Origin of the sequence: Alkalicoccus chagannorensis DSM 18086, assembly GCF_000429725.1 — a bacterium.
GTDB lineage: Bacteria > Bacillota > Bacilli > Bacillales > Salisediminibacteriaceae > Alkalicoccus > Alkalicoccus chagannorensis.
The window spans coordinates 93,008-108,269 of the sequence record NZ_AUCK01000005.1; the positions used below are offsets into that span (position 1 = coordinate 93,008).

The window sequence follows — 15,262 nt, forward strand, 5'->3', positions numbered from 1 at the left end:
GAAAAAGGTCAAATTATGATATGAATAGACAATAATGAAACGGCAGGGAGGGACGGGAGTACGATGCTGACATCGCTGGGTGAGGACAATCGAGAAGCTATTGTGTCATTTCTGAATCAAATGACGGATGCAGTCATGGTATGGAAAGTGGAAGACCACGGGACGTTCCGCTGTGATGCAGTCAATCATGCCGCTCTGCCGGCCGGGGAATCGCTGGATGCCTATCGAGGAAAAATCATGCAGGAGTTGTTTCCCCATCAACGGGCACTCCCTTTGATGGAAGCCTGTCGACAGACCGTACGAAGAGGAGTGGAGAACCGATTCGAGCAGGAAACGGAGCCCGGGCGTTTTGAGGAAACGATTGTTACGCCCGTGGTGCAGGAGGGAGCCGTACGATCGCTGATATCGGTCACTCGTGATATAACCGAAAGAAAAAAAGTAGAAGAAACGCGCCGGGTGATGGAGGACAAGTACCATTCCCTCGTTCAAATGAATCAGGATGCGGTTCTGGAAATCTACGGAGACGGGCGTATTGCAGCAGCCAATGCAGCAGCGGAGGAAGTCATCGGGTATAAGCGGGAAGCGATCGAGGGCACATCCATGTTTCGGTATGTACCTGAAGGTGATCAAATACGCCTGCAGACGGTGATTGCACAGACGGCGGGCGGCTCTGCTGCCGAGCTGGAAATGCCCTGTCTCCGGGAAGACGGCGCCTGGCTCGAAGGAAGATGGAAATTCGTTCCTGCTATGCTCGAGGCAGAGGTGCAGGGAGCTTTTGTGATCGTCAAAGATATTACAAAAGAAAAACAGGCTGCCATGGCAGTGGAAGAAAAAAGACAGCTGTACCGCCACTTGATTGATGAATCTCCGGACGGCATGCTCGTTCATCAGCAAGGGGTCATCCGCTATGCGAACGAGAAAGCGTCGTTGATGCTCGGACAGCAGTCCGGAGCATTAAAAGGGCAGCCTCTGGAAACCTTCCTCGTTCCTCCGGAGGAAACCGATCCTCTGGCTGAGGCGGCGGCGCCGGGACCAGGAATGCTGCGGGAGAAGCGGGTGCTGAAGGCAGATGGTCAGATGATGTATGTCGAGGTATCCGATGCGCCGCTGCTGTTCGAAGGAGCGGAAGCGACGTATTTGACGATCCGGGATGTGACGGCGAGAAAGCAGACCGAGCGTGCGCTGATTGAAAGTGAAGAACGGTACCGGCTGATTACAGAGAATGCCCGGGATCTGATCCAGCTGCTGACGCCGAACGGCCGGATCCTGTATGCCTCTCCTTCGCACCAGCGTATACTCGGGCCTTCTTCTTCCAGCGATCTCGGCAGGCAGGTGCTGCATCAGCATCACTATGAAGAAATGCTGCGTGTCTGTGTGGAGACAATTTCGCTGCAGATCGAAGAATTTCAGCTGCATGATCAAGAACGCTGGCTGTCTCTCCGCTTCATCCCTATTCAGGAGAGTGGAGAGGTCAAAAAAGTGCTGGTCATCGGCGAAGATGTGACGACAAGGAAAGAATACGAACATCGTATTCATTACATGGCCTATCACGATGAACTCACCGGCCTGCTCAACCGGACGAGCTTCATGGATCATATGGAGGCTGTTCATGCCAAGGCGGTGACGACCGGGGCGACCTATGCCGTGCTGTTTCTGGACTGTGATAATTTCAAGGAGATCAATGATGAACTCGGCCATGACGGGGGCGATACCTTCCTTGTGACGATTGCAGGCAGGATTTCCGATATATTTGGGGACACGTCTGTCACGGCCCGGATGGGGGGAGATGAGTTTACGATTCTCATGCCGGATACGTCCCGCGAAGACGTGGAAACGGCAGCAGAGAAACTGCTGGACACGATCCAGGCGCCATGGCACCGCGGAGAGAAAACGTATTCGGTGTCGATCAGCATCGGCATCGCCTTTTTCCAGCACGGAGATGAGCCGAAAGAAGTCGTAAAGAAGGCAGATTGGGCGCTGTACGAAGCAAAGGAAAGAGGTCGAAACCGCTTCGTCCAGTATCCCGGCGACAGCACAGCCCCTGCAGAGCGTCTGTCTTCGGGTAATAATAAAGTATAAGTGCTCATCGAGGGACACGGCGCTCTCCGCTGTTGTTCAAGCCGAAAGGAGGCAGCAGGACCGGTCCTGTACAGGAAGCCTGCTCTGATGAGAACGTATGCATGTATACCACATAAAAAACACCGCGCCGGAAGTCCTTCCAGGCGCGGTGTTTTTCTGCTTGGCAGAAGAGATGTCGAATGAGAGAAGGTTCTAACGCCGTACATCCGTTTGCCGTCGGTAGAAAAAACTGGCTTTTTGCGAACGCCTCTCGTGGCGCGGAGGTCAGTGCCCTCCTCTATTTCCTCGTTCATACGGCTCAGGCGAACAGGCTGAATATCGATGCATACCTGCACGATCGGCTGGAACCCCTGCCGAATCGCCCTTCTCTGAAAGTCGATGTTCTGAAGGAGATCCTGAAAGAAATCCTGAAAGAAAACCAGGTGGATCGACGAACGGAGGTACTTCGGCTCCTTCGTACCACAGCGGTGTCAGTTCGACATGCCGGCGCCGGAAATCATCCCGGCAAGGCCTTCCCGTAGACGCTCCACGCGGTTCCGGTTGGCATTCATGTCGGAGTAGCCGATCCGGGCAGCGGAACGGACATCGATGACCCCTTTCTCCTCATTTCGGTAAAATTCCACATCATCTTTGAATTTCATCGTCGGGGAGCGGAATACTGCGTGCATGTAGTCGCGGTCGGCCGTGATGATGTCGGCATCATCCTGGCGCTCCAGCAGTTGATGCAGCAGGTCCCAGCTGTCCGGATCCTCCTTTAGAGGGAGTCCTTCGATTGCTTTGTCGCCATCCGCCTGGGATGAAACAGCATTCGGCGTTGAAGGTACCTCGGCCAGCCGTCCGTCCGCCGATACGCCGATATGTTCGGGTGTGGTATTATTCCGGATCACCATGAAAGTGATGCCTGCCGCAGCAGCAAAAATGATAATAATTAAAATCCATCGCATAACTATTCCTCCTCTCTCCTCACGCTTTACCCTCTTTCAACCCCCTTTAGTCATGATACAATATCAATGATTCAAAAGAAAAAGTGCGGTTTCTTTTCCCTGGTTCGTAGGAAAGCAGAAGATAACACAGGAAGAAGACGCCGGCTTCTCCGGCTGCACGGAAAGAACGAAGCGAAACCCCCGTTCTTTCCTCTAACAGACGGCAGCAGCAACGCACAGCCATCCGCCAACTAGGCGCTGGGAGCTATTTCATTACGAGAGAAAGAAAAAGAGGAAGAGGGCGGTCATACATGAGACAGTGGTACGAACGAGCATTTGGTGATTTGACGACAGCACAGCTCTACGACATATTGAAGGCGCGAGTGGATGTTTTTGTCGTGGAGCAGGAGTGTGCCTATCCGGAGATTGATGGAAAAGACGAGCGCAGCATTCATCTGTTTGTGCAGGATTCGGACGGCACAGCGGCGTATGCGAGGCTGGTGCCGGCGGGCATTGGTTATGCAGAACCGTCGATAGGAAGAGTGCTTGTGCGGAAATCCCTGCGGGGCACAGGTCTCGGCAGAGAGGTCATGCGTCGCGCGGTAGAACTGATGGATGAACAGGGAGAGCCTGTCATTACCATTCAGGCGCAGAACTATGCCAAAGCCTTTTATGAATCATTCGGGTTTGAAGCCGTATCCGAGGTGTACCTGGAAGATGATATTCCTCACGTGGATATGAAACGATTTCATCCTGAGGGATAGGAATAAAGATGGAAAAAAGGTATAATGAAGAGAGGACGAAGAGCGGGGGGAGACTGCACATGGATCAGGACTTTTATGCAGAAGTTGTTTCCGATATGCCGGTAGGATATGCGTATCAGAGAATGATCTACAGTCACGGCAGAGCCGTGGATTATCAACTGCTGGACATCAATAAGAAGATGGCTGACATCCTGGGGATTCCCAGTCATGACGTGTCAGGAAGCCGTATGCAGCAGCTTTTGGACACGCGGGAAGAAGATCATGAGGCCTGGGTGGAGATGTACGCCTCGGCCCTTTCTGAACAGAAGAAAAAGACGGTCGAGCGTTTTTCTTTTCCGCTGAAGCGATGGTTCCGTGTCCAGATCATCCCGGAGAATGAAACATACTTCTCCGTCATCTTCATTGATATTACCGAAGAAAAAGAGAAGATCACGGCGCTTGATTCTTTCTTTAACGGGAACCTCGGAATGATGTTCCGGCTGAACGAAGAGAACAGGCTGCTCGAGGTCAACCCAGAGTGGACAGAAGTCACCGGCTTTTCACGGCAGGAGCTGCTCGGCACCCCGCTGGAGCAGCTGATCCGTGAGGACGACCGGAAGGACTTTTTCGAACAGCTGTCCCATGTCCGCAGCGGAGCACGTGTACGTCACTACGTGTGCGGCATAATGAATAAAAACAGGTCGTTCAGTGTGCTGGAATGGCACCTGCATGCAGCGGATGGAGCCATCTACGGCACGGCGCATGATATGACTCACCAAACATGGAAAGAGCAGCAGGTTCAGGAGCGGGAAATGCTGCTCGAGCATGTGACAGACCAGATGCCCGGGGGGATCTTTCAGTTACAGAAGGATGCCGCGGGAACCTACTCTTTTCCTTATCACTCCGACGGGTTTCTCGACGTATTCCGGGTCTCGGCGCGTCGTTTTGAACAGGATCAGGCAACCGTTTTCACTGCTGTCCACCATGCTGATTATGACGAGGTGATGATGTCTCTGCAGGAATCGCATACCCGCCGCACAATCTGGAAGAAAGAATTCCGGATTACCATCGCCGGCAATCAGGTCCGCTGGCTGCGCGGACGTGCGAAACCGTCGTTTTATCCGGATGGACGTGTGATCTGGCACGGTCATATATCGGATATTACGGAAGAAAAAAAGCAGGAACTCGCTTTGAAGGAAAGTGAAGAACGTATGCGCCGGCTGTTCTCCCAGGTTCCGGGGATGCTGTACCAGTTTGACGTGCATCAAGACGGGACGTACCGGTTCAGCCTGGCATCGAAAGGGATCTGGGAGCTGATCGAGGTAACACCATGGGAAGCGTATTATCAGGTCGAGAAAGTGTTTGACCGGATCCACCCGGAGGACCTGGCTCTCGTGAAAGAATCGATAGATCAATCGGCTGCAGAAGAAACACGCTGGAGCATCGATTACCGCATCATTCATCCGACCCACGGGATCCGCTGGGTGCGCGGGAATGCGAATCCATCCAAACTAGACGGACGGACCATCCGCTTTTACGGCTATATTTATGATGTGACAGAGCTCATAGAGAAAGAGGAAGCGCTGAAGAACCGGGAAAAGATGATCAGTGAAATATCGCATCGGCTGCCGGGGGTCATTTATCAGTGTATATCCCCTTCGCCCGGAGAGTACCGCTTCCTGACGGCTGCGGGCAATCTGTCGGACCTGTTCGGCGTGACGGATTACGATCCGGAGCAGATCAAGAACATGGAGATTCCACCTCTGATCCATCCGGAAGACCGGGAGACGATCATCGGTGCGATGGATGTCTCCCGGGAGCAGCTAACTCAGTTTGATGAGACATACCGGGTGATCATGGACAGCCGCTCGGAGTATAAATGGATTCACGCAGCTTCCACTCCAGAAAAGCAGGCTGATGGCTCCGTTATCTGGAGCGGGCACCTCACAGATGTGACAGAGAGTCGCAGAAATCAGCTCGCCCTGCAGGAAAGCGAGAAGCAGTACCGGAAACTTGCGAAAAAAATGGAAGAGATGGCTTATCACGATTCGCTTACTGGACTTCCCAACCGGAGAATGCTGTTTGACCGGCTCGAGCAGGAAATTCTGCACTGCAGCAAAACAGGCGAGAAGCTCGGTCTGCTGTTCATCGACCTCGATAATTTCAAGGCCATCAATGATCAATTCGGTCACGACATCGGTGATCAGCTGCTCGTCTATACGGCGGAGAAGCTGAGCGAGGTCGTTCGTAAGAGTGATATCGTCGCGAGAATGGCTGGAGACGAATTTCTAGTTGTCTTTTCTCATCTGACGTCAGAAGAACATCTCCACACGGCGGTAAGCAACATGATGAACGTGTTTCAGGGCGAGGCGTCCATCGGCGGGAGTATGATTTCCGTCAAAGCGTCGATCGGTGCCGTGCTCTATCCTGATCATGGAAGCACCGTCGAAGAACTGCTGAGCAATGCCGACAAAGCGATGTACTACAAAAAGCGTCGTGGCAAAAGCGGCATGCAGCTGTATGAGCCGGAGATGGCGTATGTATGGGATATGGAATAGGCAGCGTCCGTGAAAGGGCGGAACGTGAGAGCGTCCATCCGGCACATGGCTGATAAAAACAAAGTCAGACCGGCTGTAAAAAAGCGCGAAGGCTTCCTGGCGCTTGCTCGGTGCCGGCTGTAAAAAGAACACGTGCGGAGCAGATCGCTGCTGCAGACAAAATACCCCCGCCCGGGAAAGCGCCCGGCGGGGGTGACAACGTTGGTTTTATTGACCGTCAGACTTCTGTAGAAAGACGAGTGCCTCGAACGGCCGCAGCGTGATTTCCGCATTATCATAATAGACGGCAGTTTCTTCATAGTTGTGAAGAATCAGCTGTTCGGAGGAGAGGAGCGTGCTGTCTGTTTGGAACACGGCAGACGATGGCGTCAGGTTCGTAACGACGACCGCTTTTTGCCCATCCAGTTCTCTCTCATAGGCAAATACCTGCTCGTCTTCCGGCATCAGAAGGTGATAGCTGCCGTATACAAACAGCGGATGGGTGCGGCGCAGGTGAATCATCTGCTTATAGAACTGCAGAATGGAGCGGGGGTCCTTCAGCTGATCTGCGACGTTGATCTCGGTGTAGTTCCGGTTAATCTTCAGCCAAGGCGTTCCGGTCGTGAATCCGGCCTGATTGCCGCTCGACCACTGCATCGGCGTGCGGCTGTTGTCCCGTGATGTTTTTGCTAGACGCTGGAGTGCTTCTTCCCCGCGACCTTCCGCGGCCATTTCCTTGTATTCGTTTTTAGCAGCGACATCATCATAATCGTCGATGGAGTCGAAGTAAATGTTCGTCATGCCGATTTCCTGTCCTTGATAAATATACGGCGTTCCACGCATCAGGAAGTACATGGCACCGAGGGCCGTGGCACTCTCCTTCCAGTACGTGCTGTCGCTTCCCCAGGTAGATACGACGCGGGCCTTATCATGGTTCTCAATGAAGAGGGCGTTCCATCCATCCTGTTCGAGCCCGTTCTGCCAGCTGGAGAGGACCTTCTTCAAGTTGACGATATCGAGTCCCTGCTCGGCATCCTCGTCCCAGAGGTCAAGGTGCTCAAATTGAAAGACCATATCCATCTTGCCGGTTTCTCCTACCCAGAGGTGTGCTTCATCCACACTGACCCCGTTGGCTTCGCCGACGGTCATCGCATGCGGATAGCGGCTGTAGGTGTTGTCTTTAAACTTTTTCAGGAATTCATGGATGCCTTCCTGATTCATGTGCATGTCAAAAGAGGAGACGTATTTTTGTTTATTCGGATTCGGCATATCCGGAAAACCGGGCCGCTTTTTGATGTGACTGATCGCATCGATCCGGAAACCATCCACCCCTTTGTCGAGCCACCAGTTGACGGTTTCAAACAGTGCTTCCTGTACTTCTTCGTTCTCCCAGTTCAAATCCGGCTGGCGGCGGCTGAAGACGTGGAGGTAGTACTGATCGGTCTGTTCGTCATATTCCCAGGCGCTTCCGCCGAAAATGCTCTCCCAGTTATTCGGCTCGCCGCCGTTTTTACCGTCACGCCAGATGTACCAGTCCCGTTTCGGGTTTGTTCTGCTGGAGCGGGATTCGATAAACCACGGGTGCTCATCGCTCGTATGGTTTAACACAAGGTCGATGATCAGTTTCATGCCACGCTGGTGGCACTCTTCCAGCAGCTGATCAAAATCATCCATCGTACCGAAATCTTCCAGTATGTCTTTGTAATCAGAAATATCGTAGCCGTTGTCATCCAGCGGCGATTTGTACATTGGGCAGATCCAGATAAAATCGATACCTAAATCCTGTAAGTAGTCGAGCCGGCTGATCATTCCCTGCAGATCGCCGAATCCATCGCCATTGCTGTCCTGGAAGCTTCTCGGATACACTTGATAGCCGACTGCTTCTTTCCACCAGACTTTTTCCTCCATGTGGGTCACCTCATTCACGTAGTTAAATCCATGCTGTGTATATACCAAAAGTTGTGCAACCGGTTTTCCATTTTGATAAAAAAAGAAAAAGAGCCGGTCTGCTCTTTGTCATGTGCTTCTTCATGATAACGTATTCACAAAGAAAAAACAATTACCGGTGTGAAATGTTTCAGGCATAATAATAAGGAGGGATGTGGTTTAGTAAGGGCCCAGAAAAAGGAATAGGAATTGGGAAGAATAGGAGGGATGATATGCTGCGATGGTTGATGGCGGTGGTGCTGTTCCTGATTCCGGCCGGAACAGCGGCAGCTCATGTCAAATGGTTTACGGAAGCGGAAGCGGAGAGAGCACCGATCGAGCAGGTGCTGGATGGACCTTTCTTTCTGACAGCACTGCTGTCGGCATTGGCACTGGGGACACTCCCCTTTATCGTGACGACGATGGAAAATAAAACATCGTTGGATCAAATGGATTTCGGATTATCCAAGCTCCAGCCTTATTCGTATTGGATTATTCAGTACGGCACGGCAGTATCGATTCTCATTCAGCAGTTTACCGATGGATTATTCGCACCGGAGCTGCTGAACCCGGACGGCATCATCTCCTATGGTGGATGGCTTAGTGTTCTGCTGCTGCTGCTCCCGTGGAGAATCACAGCTAGAGCTGGTGCCTTAGTGCTGCTGCTTCTCTTCGGGCTGACTACGATGGAGTACGGCTGGTTTCATATGCTCGATTATCTCTTTTACTTAGGTATTTTCTATGTGCTGCTGCTTCACCGCACAAGAGCGATGAACTGGAATTTTCCTGTCCTTTATTTCACCACCGGTCTGTCGTTGTGCTGGGTGGCTGCAGAGAAATGGGTTTATCCAGGTATGGCAAGAGATATTGTGCAGAATCATGATGTACCAACGTTCGGATTTTCCGCTGAGACGTTTGCGATGATGACCGGATTCATTGAGTTTCTGGTTGGCTTCCTTCTGATCATTGGAGTCCTGAACCGGCTGCTGGCAGTGGGGCTGAACCTGATTTTCCTCTCTACCACGCTTTTATTCGGATGGTTGGAATTAATCGGGCATTTCCCGATTCACATCATTCTGCTGACGTTTATCATTGAAGGTCGCACGTTTTACAAGCCGCCGGTATCCTATGAAGAAAAGCGATGGAAAAATGCTTCCTTTCTCACAATCCAATTTATTTTAGCACTCGCGCTGATCTTCCTGCTTTATTACCGTTTTGCTTGATGACCTGGCAGAGGGTATAACAGAGTGTCTTATGGAATAGTTTATGACGGCTCTCATTTCTGATGAGGGCCGTTTTTATGAAAGTAATAAGAATGTATAAATGTTCATACAGGGAGAGGGCGTCTTCGTGCGCTGAACCGGAAGAAACATTAGCCTTTTTCTTCTGCCGCAATGCATGCAGCGAAGGTGCACACCGCTCCGACCCAAAGGCGCTTCGCGTTTTTGATCGCACGTGGAGGGATACTTTTTGTACACGTCAAAGAACCCGTACCTTATGCCACAGCAAATGCTTCCTGATGCAGAGAGTCGTTCTAATTCAAGGAGGCTGATTAAATCATGGGGCACACGTTTAGATGGCAGTGACGGTCGCAGTGGTGCCGGAGGGAAAAGGGCAGTCTTTTCAACACAGTGGTATGCCTCTGCCCGCCTGTAGCGACAGCCACGCCAGTACTCTGTTCTCCGAATATATTCTTTGACGCTTCCTATTATTTAGTCCTGATAGGTCATTCGCAGAACGACACCAGCTTTTCGACATCTCTTTGAACCTCCGTTTTCAGTAAATTCTTTCGAGGCTGAAAATTTTTGTGGTAAGCTGGAAGAAGCTTTTTCAGGAAGGAAACATACAAGATGGTCTTACTTTGGAGTTACTTAAAGAAATATAAAATTGCCGTAGGCGCTGCGCTGTTTTTAACGCTCGTAGAGCTCACGGTAGAGCTGGTGCAGCCACTCTTGATTGCCCGGATTATTGATGAAGGCATCATGATGGAGGATATGTCGGTCGTGCTCTTCTGGGGCGGCGTGATGCTCGCCTTATCCTTCGTTGCGTTTGCTGCGGGAATCATCAATTCGTTCTATGCTTCTTATGCCAGTCAGCATACCGGCAGACAGCTGCGGTCTGATGTATTCAGCCGGGTACAGACGTTCTCTTTCCAGCAGTTCCAGCAGTTTCCGACAGCCTCTCTTCTCACGAGAGTGACGAATGATATCAATCAGCTGAAGAACACCATCTTTATGAGTCTAAGAATTATTCTTAGAGCGCCGCTGCTGGTGGTCGGTTCGCTGGTGATGGCTTTTTTCGTCCAATGGCAGCTGGCACTTGTGCTTGCTGTAACGGTACCTCTTTTGGCTGGACTTCTCGTCTGGATCATGAAAAAAGCTGCAGGAATGTTTAAACGAGTACAGCAGCGCGTCGATGCTGTGAACAATACAGCACAGGAGAACCTGACAGCTATCCGGCTCGTCAAAGCGTTTGCCCGCAGACCATATGAATCCTCCCGTTTCCATGAGGCCTCTGCCGACCTCCAGTCCTCCACCGTGAAAACGATGCGGCTGGTCGAGGTGTCGATGCCGCTTGTGCTTCTTTTAATGAATGGAAGTATCATGGCAGTGCTCTGGTTTGGTACAGCAGGCGTAAACACAGGAGGAATGTCCGTCGGGGAAGTCGTAGCTGTCATCAACTACATTACGAGAATGACCGGTGCCCTGTCGATTTTTTCGATGATCGTTATTATTTTTTCCCGGGCAAAGGCGTCTGCAGACCGGGTATCCGACGTGCTGCAGGCGGAGGATGAAATGGAAGATGGAAGGGACGAAGCGCCGATGCTGCAGGGGGAAGTTGAGTTCCGCGGCGTCTCGTTTCAGTATCCGGGGATAGAACAGGAGGCGCTCACAGATATCAGCTTCCGCGCGGACCCTGGTGAACGGATTGCTGTGCTGGGGGCTGCCGGCTCCGGGAAAACATCGCTCGTCCAGCTGCTGCCTCGTCTGCACGATCCGACAGCAGGAGAAGTCCGAATGGACGGCAGGAAGCTGCCGGATCTAAAGCGTCGAAGCCTTCGTACACAAATCGGTTATGTACCGCAGGAGGCGATGCTGTTTACCGGAACGATAACAGAAAACCTCCAGTGGGGCAGGGAAGGAGCCACTCGGGAGGAGATGGAGCAGGTACTCAAAGATGCTCAGATTCACGATACGATTCAGGAGCTGCCTGACGGTCTGGACACGCGGGTGGGACAGCGCGGCGTGAACCTCTCGGGAGGACAGAAGCAGCGCCTCTCGATTGCCAGAGCGCTGCTGCGCCGGCCGGCTGTGCTGCTGCTTGATGACAGTACGAGTGCGCTGGATGTGAAAACGGAGAAACGGCTGCTCGAAGCACTCCGGCGGTACCGGTGCACGACGATCATGGTAACGCAGAAGATGAGTACGACTCTGGAAGCGGATTATGTCCTGCTGCTGGATGAAGGTCGTCTGCAGGCGGAAGGGACGCACGAGGAACTGCTGCGGACATCAGAATTGTATCAGGCGATTTACCGTTCCCAATATGGAGAAGGGGGTGCCGGACTTGGGTAATCCATGGACCGATCCATTTAAGCAGAAAAGAATGGAACCTGCTGCAGCGGAAGAGCAGGCTGATAAGAAGCGGGCCGAAGATTGGAAAGGCACCCTCGGCCGGATCGGCCGGTACCTGTTGAAAAGTCGTGGGAAGCTGTCCGTTGTTGTGCTGATGATTGCCGTCAGTTCCTTGATGGCGTTGGCGGGTCCACTTATTGTCGGCCTCTCGGTGGATGAATTCCTTGTAGACGGTGATCTGGGTATGATCGGATTTGTTCTCGCTGCCCTCGCAGCGGTCTACCTTCTTCATTCTTTATCCGTCTTTCTGCAGCATTTCTGGATGATCCAAGTTTCGCAGCGGACGGTCTATGATATCCGTACCTCGCTGTTTGATCAGCTGCAGCAGCTTCCGGTCGCTTTTTTTGATAAGCGCAGGCACGGCGAACTGATGAGCCGGATTACGAATGATGTAGACAACATCAGCAACACGTTGAACAGCTCCATCATTCAGATTGTGCAGAGTGTGCTCACTCTCGGAGGCATTCTGATTGTGATGTTGTACTTAAGTCCGCTGCTGACGTTCATCACGCTGACGATTGTCCCGGCGATGGTGTTCGGGATGAAATGGATCACGAAACGGACAGCTCCCCTATTCAAAGCCCAGCAGAAGCGTCTCGGGGAAATGACAGGCTACGTGCAGGAAACCATGTCCGGCCAGCGAATCATCAAATCGTTCTCGCAGGAAGAACGGGTCATCCGTTCGTTTGAGGAACGGAACGCAGCCTTGTTTCAGGCCGCTTTTTGGGCACAGACCATTTCCGGCTTTATTCCGAAGCTGATGAACATGCTCAATAATGTCAGCTTTGCTGTGATTGCCGGATTCGGCGGCCTGCTCGCGCTCAATGGGATGATCACCATCGGGGTTATCGTGATTTTCGCAGAATACGCCAGACAGTTCACCAGACCGCTGAATGACCTTGCGAACCAGGTGAATGTACTGCTGTCTGCTATTGCCGGGGCAGAGCGGGTGTTTTCGATCATCGATGAAGAAAGCGAGCGCAGAGAGGGGGAGGAAGTCCGCCGACTCCCGGGAGCTTCGATTGCGTTTGACCACGTCACCTTTGCTTATGAAGAAGAAACGATTCTGCATGACGTGACCTTTCAAGCAGAGGAAGGACAGACCGTCGCACTGGTTGGACCGACCGGGGCGGGGAAAACGACGACCATCAGCCTGCTGGCCCGCTTCTACGATCCGCAGGAGGGAACGATTCGAATTGGCGGAAGTGATATCCGCAGCATTGATAAAGAAGCACTGCGGGGCCAGATGGCATTCGTACTGCAGGATTCTTTTCTCTTTGAAGGGACCATCCGGGAGAACATCCGGTACGGCCGGTTGAATGCATCGGATGACGCAGTGCTGCAGGCCGCAGCGGATGCGAATGCAGACGGCTTTATCCGGCGGCTGCCGGATGACTACGATACAAGGATCGATGCGGAAGGCGGAGGCATCAGTCAGGGACAGCGGCAGCTGCTCGCTATTGCCCGCGCCCTGCTGGCGGATACGGACATTCTTATATTGGATGAGGCCACCAGCAGCATTGACACCATTACCGAGTTGAAAATCCAGGAAGCCCTCCAGCGGCTGATGAAAGGCCGGACGAGCATCGTGATTGCTCATCGGTTAAATACGATTCAGGCAGCCGATCAGATTATCGTTATGGAACAGGGTGGTATTGTGGAGAAGGGCAGCCACGTAGAGCTGATGACCGAGGACGGCCGTTATGCCGATCTGGTCAAAAGCCAGCACGAATCGGGCTCCCCTGCGACGCTTTCGTCCTGATCCCGCTTACACAGAGAAGTAACCGCCTGCGTTCGCTTGAATGTGGTGGATCGTGATACGAGTAAAGAACCCCTCAGCTGTATTTTTGGCTGAGGGGTTCTTTTCGCGGTTGAGAAAGATATCCGTTTTCATCCATGGGATGGGGGTTTCGTGCTTACTGCCGCTGATCCGGTGCTTCCATTCCTGGAGCACGCCCTTCGTTGGCATCCCACTCTTCATCCGACATCGGCGTCGTTTCTTTCAGGAAGAACGCGAGGAGCAGTCCGATGAAAGTGAGCAGGGCGATCACGAGCATTGCGGCATTCATTCCGATGATATCCGGCGTCGTATCCGGTGAATCCGTCTGTACCTGCTGCGCTGTCGTCGTCATGATCGTCACGAGCAGAGCGGTACCGACCGAAGCGGCGATCTGACGCATCGTATTGTTCATGGCAGCCCCGTGCGGGATGACTTTTTTCGGCAGCTCGTTCAAAGCAGAGGTGGTTACCGGCATCATCACCATGGAAAAGCCGAACATCCGAATGGCGAACAACAGCGCCAGCAGCGTGATGGTCGCATAGATATCGACAAAGACAAACGCCGCCGTGGCGATCGTCATGATCGTCAGGCCTGTAAAAGCGAGCTTCCGGGCACCGATTTTATCAAAGATGTACCCTGTCAAAGGCGACATGAACCCGGAAATAAGCGCGCCGGGCAGCAGAGCAAGTCCAGATTCAAGCGGCGTGAAGTCGCGCATTTCCTGCATGTAGAGAGGAATGAGTGTCTCCATGCCGATCAGTCCAAGAAACCCGATCATCCCGATGATCGTCGCAATCGTGAACGTCCGCAGCCGAAACACGCGGAACTCCAGCATCGGATGGATCATGGCGAGCTGGCGTCGGATGAAAAGAAAAAGGATGATGCCGCTTGCGCCAAGGGTCAAGAGCGTAATCGGAGCTGTCCAGCCGTTATTGCCGGCACTCGTAAATCCGTAGAGCAGTCCCCCGAAACCGAAGGAGGACATGATGATCGACACGGGATCCACTTTCGGGTTCTTCTGCTCGGTCACGTTCTCCAGTACGAACCAGGCGAAAATCGTGATGAGGAGTATCAGCGGCAGGACAGCCCAGAACAGCACGCGCCAGTCGTAAAACTCGGTGATGTACCCGGAGACAGACGGACCTAGTGCCGGAGCAAAGGAAATCGTCAATCCGACAAAGCCCATGACGGTGCCGCGCCGCTCCACAGGAAAAATGAGGAGGAAGACCGTCTGCATCAGTGGAATCATAATGCCGGCACCGGCCGACTGAATGACGCGGCCGGTAATCAGCAGGCCGAAGCTGTCTGAGAGGCCGCTGATGATTGTGCCGATAATAAACGTCATCATCGCTGTCATGAACAGCTGCCTCGTCGTGAATTTTTCGATGAGAAAAGCACTGATCGGAATCATGATGCCGTTCACGAGCATGAACACCGTCGTGAGCCACTGGGCCGTGTTTTCCGTTATGTTGAATTCATTCATGATCGGTGGCAGCGCTGTGATCATGAGCGTCTGATTCAGTATCGTAATAAACGTACCGGTCAGCAGAATGGCAGCCATCAGTATATTCTTTTTGGGTATGTCCGACATGACCGCATTCCTTCTTTCGCTGCTTACTTATGTAAAGTCACTTTTTTCATC

At 52.5% G+C, this 15,262-nt stretch carries 9 protein-coding genes; 6 read left to right on the forward strand and 3 right to left on the reverse strand.

The genetic code is table 11. The features are described from left to right. Positions 1 to 63 precede the first annotated feature (63 nt). Positions 64 to 2,079 carry a sensor domain-containing diguanylate cyclase gene (locus G477_RS0104085; RefSeq protein WP_026696864.1) on the forward strand — a complete coding sequence of 672 codons (2,016 nt, stop codon included), beginning with the start codon at positions 64 to 66 and terminating at the stop codon, positions 2,077 to 2,079. Between the two features lie 470 nt (positions 2,080 to 2,549). Here the strand turns inward: G477_RS0104085 and G477_RS18655 are convergent, their stop codons facing one another. Next, positions 2,550 to 3,023, reverse strand: coding sequence for a DUF1499 domain-containing protein (locus G477_RS18655; protein ID WP_051287661.1), 474 nt, complete (start codon positions 3,021 to 3,023; stop codon positions 2,550 to 2,552). Between the two features lie 290 nt (positions 3,024 to 3,313). Between G477_RS18655 and G477_RS0104100 the strand changes: the two genes are divergently transcribed. Continuing rightward, on the forward strand, positions 3,314 to 3,766 hold the full coding sequence (locus G477_RS0104100) for a GNAT family N-acetyltransferase (RefSeq protein WP_026696866.1): 453 nt from the start codon (positions 3,314 to 3,316) through the stop codon (positions 3,764 to 3,766). Between the two features lie 59 nt (positions 3,767 to 3,825). After that, complete coding sequence (locus tag G477_RS0104105) at positions 3,826 to 6,303, forward strand: diguanylate cyclase domain-containing protein (protein ID WP_026696867.1); 2,478 nt, start codon at positions 3,826 to 3,828, stop codon at positions 6,301 to 6,303. 207 nt (positions 6,304 to 6,510) lie between these two features. Here the strand turns inward: G477_RS0104105 and G477_RS0104110 are convergent, their stop codons facing one another. After that, a complete protein-coding gene (locus G477_RS0104110) occupies positions 6,511 to 8,190 on the reverse strand; it encodes a glycoside hydrolase family 13 protein (RefSeq protein WP_026696868.1) in 1,680 nt (559 codons plus the stop codon). A gap of 251 nt (positions 8,191 to 8,441) precedes the next feature. On the opposite strand from G477_RS0104110, the gene G477_RS0104115 reads away from it, so the two are divergent. The 3 genes from G477_RS0104115 (at position 8,442) to G477_RS0104130 (ending at position 13,602) form a co-directional block, all read left to right on the forward strand. After that, positions 8,442 to 9,431 carry a DoxX family membrane protein gene (locus G477_RS0104115; protein WP_026696869.1) on the forward strand — a complete coding sequence of 330 codons (990 nt, stop codon included), beginning with the start codon at positions 8,442 to 8,444 and terminating at the stop codon, positions 9,429 to 9,431. Between the two features lie 627 nt (positions 9,432 to 10,058). After that, complete coding sequence (locus G477_RS0104125; RefSeq protein ID WP_026696870.1) at positions 10,059 to 11,780, forward strand: ABC transporter ATP-binding protein; 1,722 nt, start codon at positions 10,059 to 10,061, stop codon at positions 11,778 to 11,780. 31 nt (positions 11,781 to 11,811) lie between these two features. Further along, the gene (locus G477_RS0104130) at positions 11,812 to 13,602 is read left to right on the forward strand and encodes an ABC transporter ATP-binding protein (RefSeq protein WP_245575397.1); all 1,791 of its coding nucleotides are present in this window, start codon (positions 11,812 to 11,814) and stop codon (positions 13,600 to 13,602) included. A gap of 154 nt (positions 13,603 to 13,756) precedes the next feature. Here G477_RS0104130 and G477_RS0104135 read toward each other — a convergent pair whose 3' ends face one another. Continuing rightward, positions 13,757 to 15,211 carry an MDR family MFS transporter gene (locus G477_RS0104135; RefSeq protein ID WP_026696872.1) on the reverse strand — a complete coding sequence of 485 codons (1,455 nt, stop codon included), beginning with the start codon at positions 15,209 to 15,211 and terminating at the stop codon, positions 13,757 to 13,759. Positions 15,212 to 15,262 lie beyond the last annotated feature (51 nt).

Excerpts from the sequence above, each read along its gene's own strand:
- G477_RS0104105 (WP_026696867.1), top strand. The coding sequence starts at position 3,826 with ATGGATCAGGACTTTTATGCAGAAGTTGTTTCCGATATGCCGGTAGGA.
- G477_RS0104125 (WP_026696870.1), top strand. The coding sequence starts at position 10,059 with ATGGTCTTACTTTGGAGTTACTTAAAGAAATATAAAATTGCCGTAGGC.
- G477_RS0104085 (WP_026696864.1), top strand. The coding sequence starts at position 64 with ATGCTGACATCGCTGGGTGAGGACAATCGAGAAGCTATTGTGTCATTT.
- G477_RS18655 (WP_051287661.1), bottom strand. The coding sequence starts at position 3,023 with ATGCGATGGATTTTAATTATTATCATTTTTGCTGCTGCGGCAGGCATC.
- G477_RS0104130 (WP_245575397.1), top strand. The coding sequence starts at position 11,812 with ATGGAACCTGCTGCAGCGGAAGAGCAGGCTGATAAGAAGCGGGCCGAA.
- G477_RS0104135 (WP_026696872.1), bottom strand. The coding sequence starts at position 15,211 with ATGTCGGACATACCCAAAAAGAATATACTGATGGCTGCCATTCTGCTG.
- G477_RS0104100 (WP_026696866.1), top strand. The coding sequence starts at position 3,314 with ATGAGACAGTGGTACGAACGAGCATTTGGTGATTTGACGACAGCACAG.
- G477_RS0104115 (WP_026696869.1), top strand. The coding sequence starts at position 8,442 with ATGCTGCGATGGTTGATGGCGGTGGTGCTGTTCCTGATTCCGGCCGGA.
- G477_RS0104110 (WP_026696868.1), bottom strand. The coding sequence starts at position 8,190 with ATGGAGGAAAAAGTCTGGTGGAAAGAAGCAGTCGGCTATCAAGTGTAT.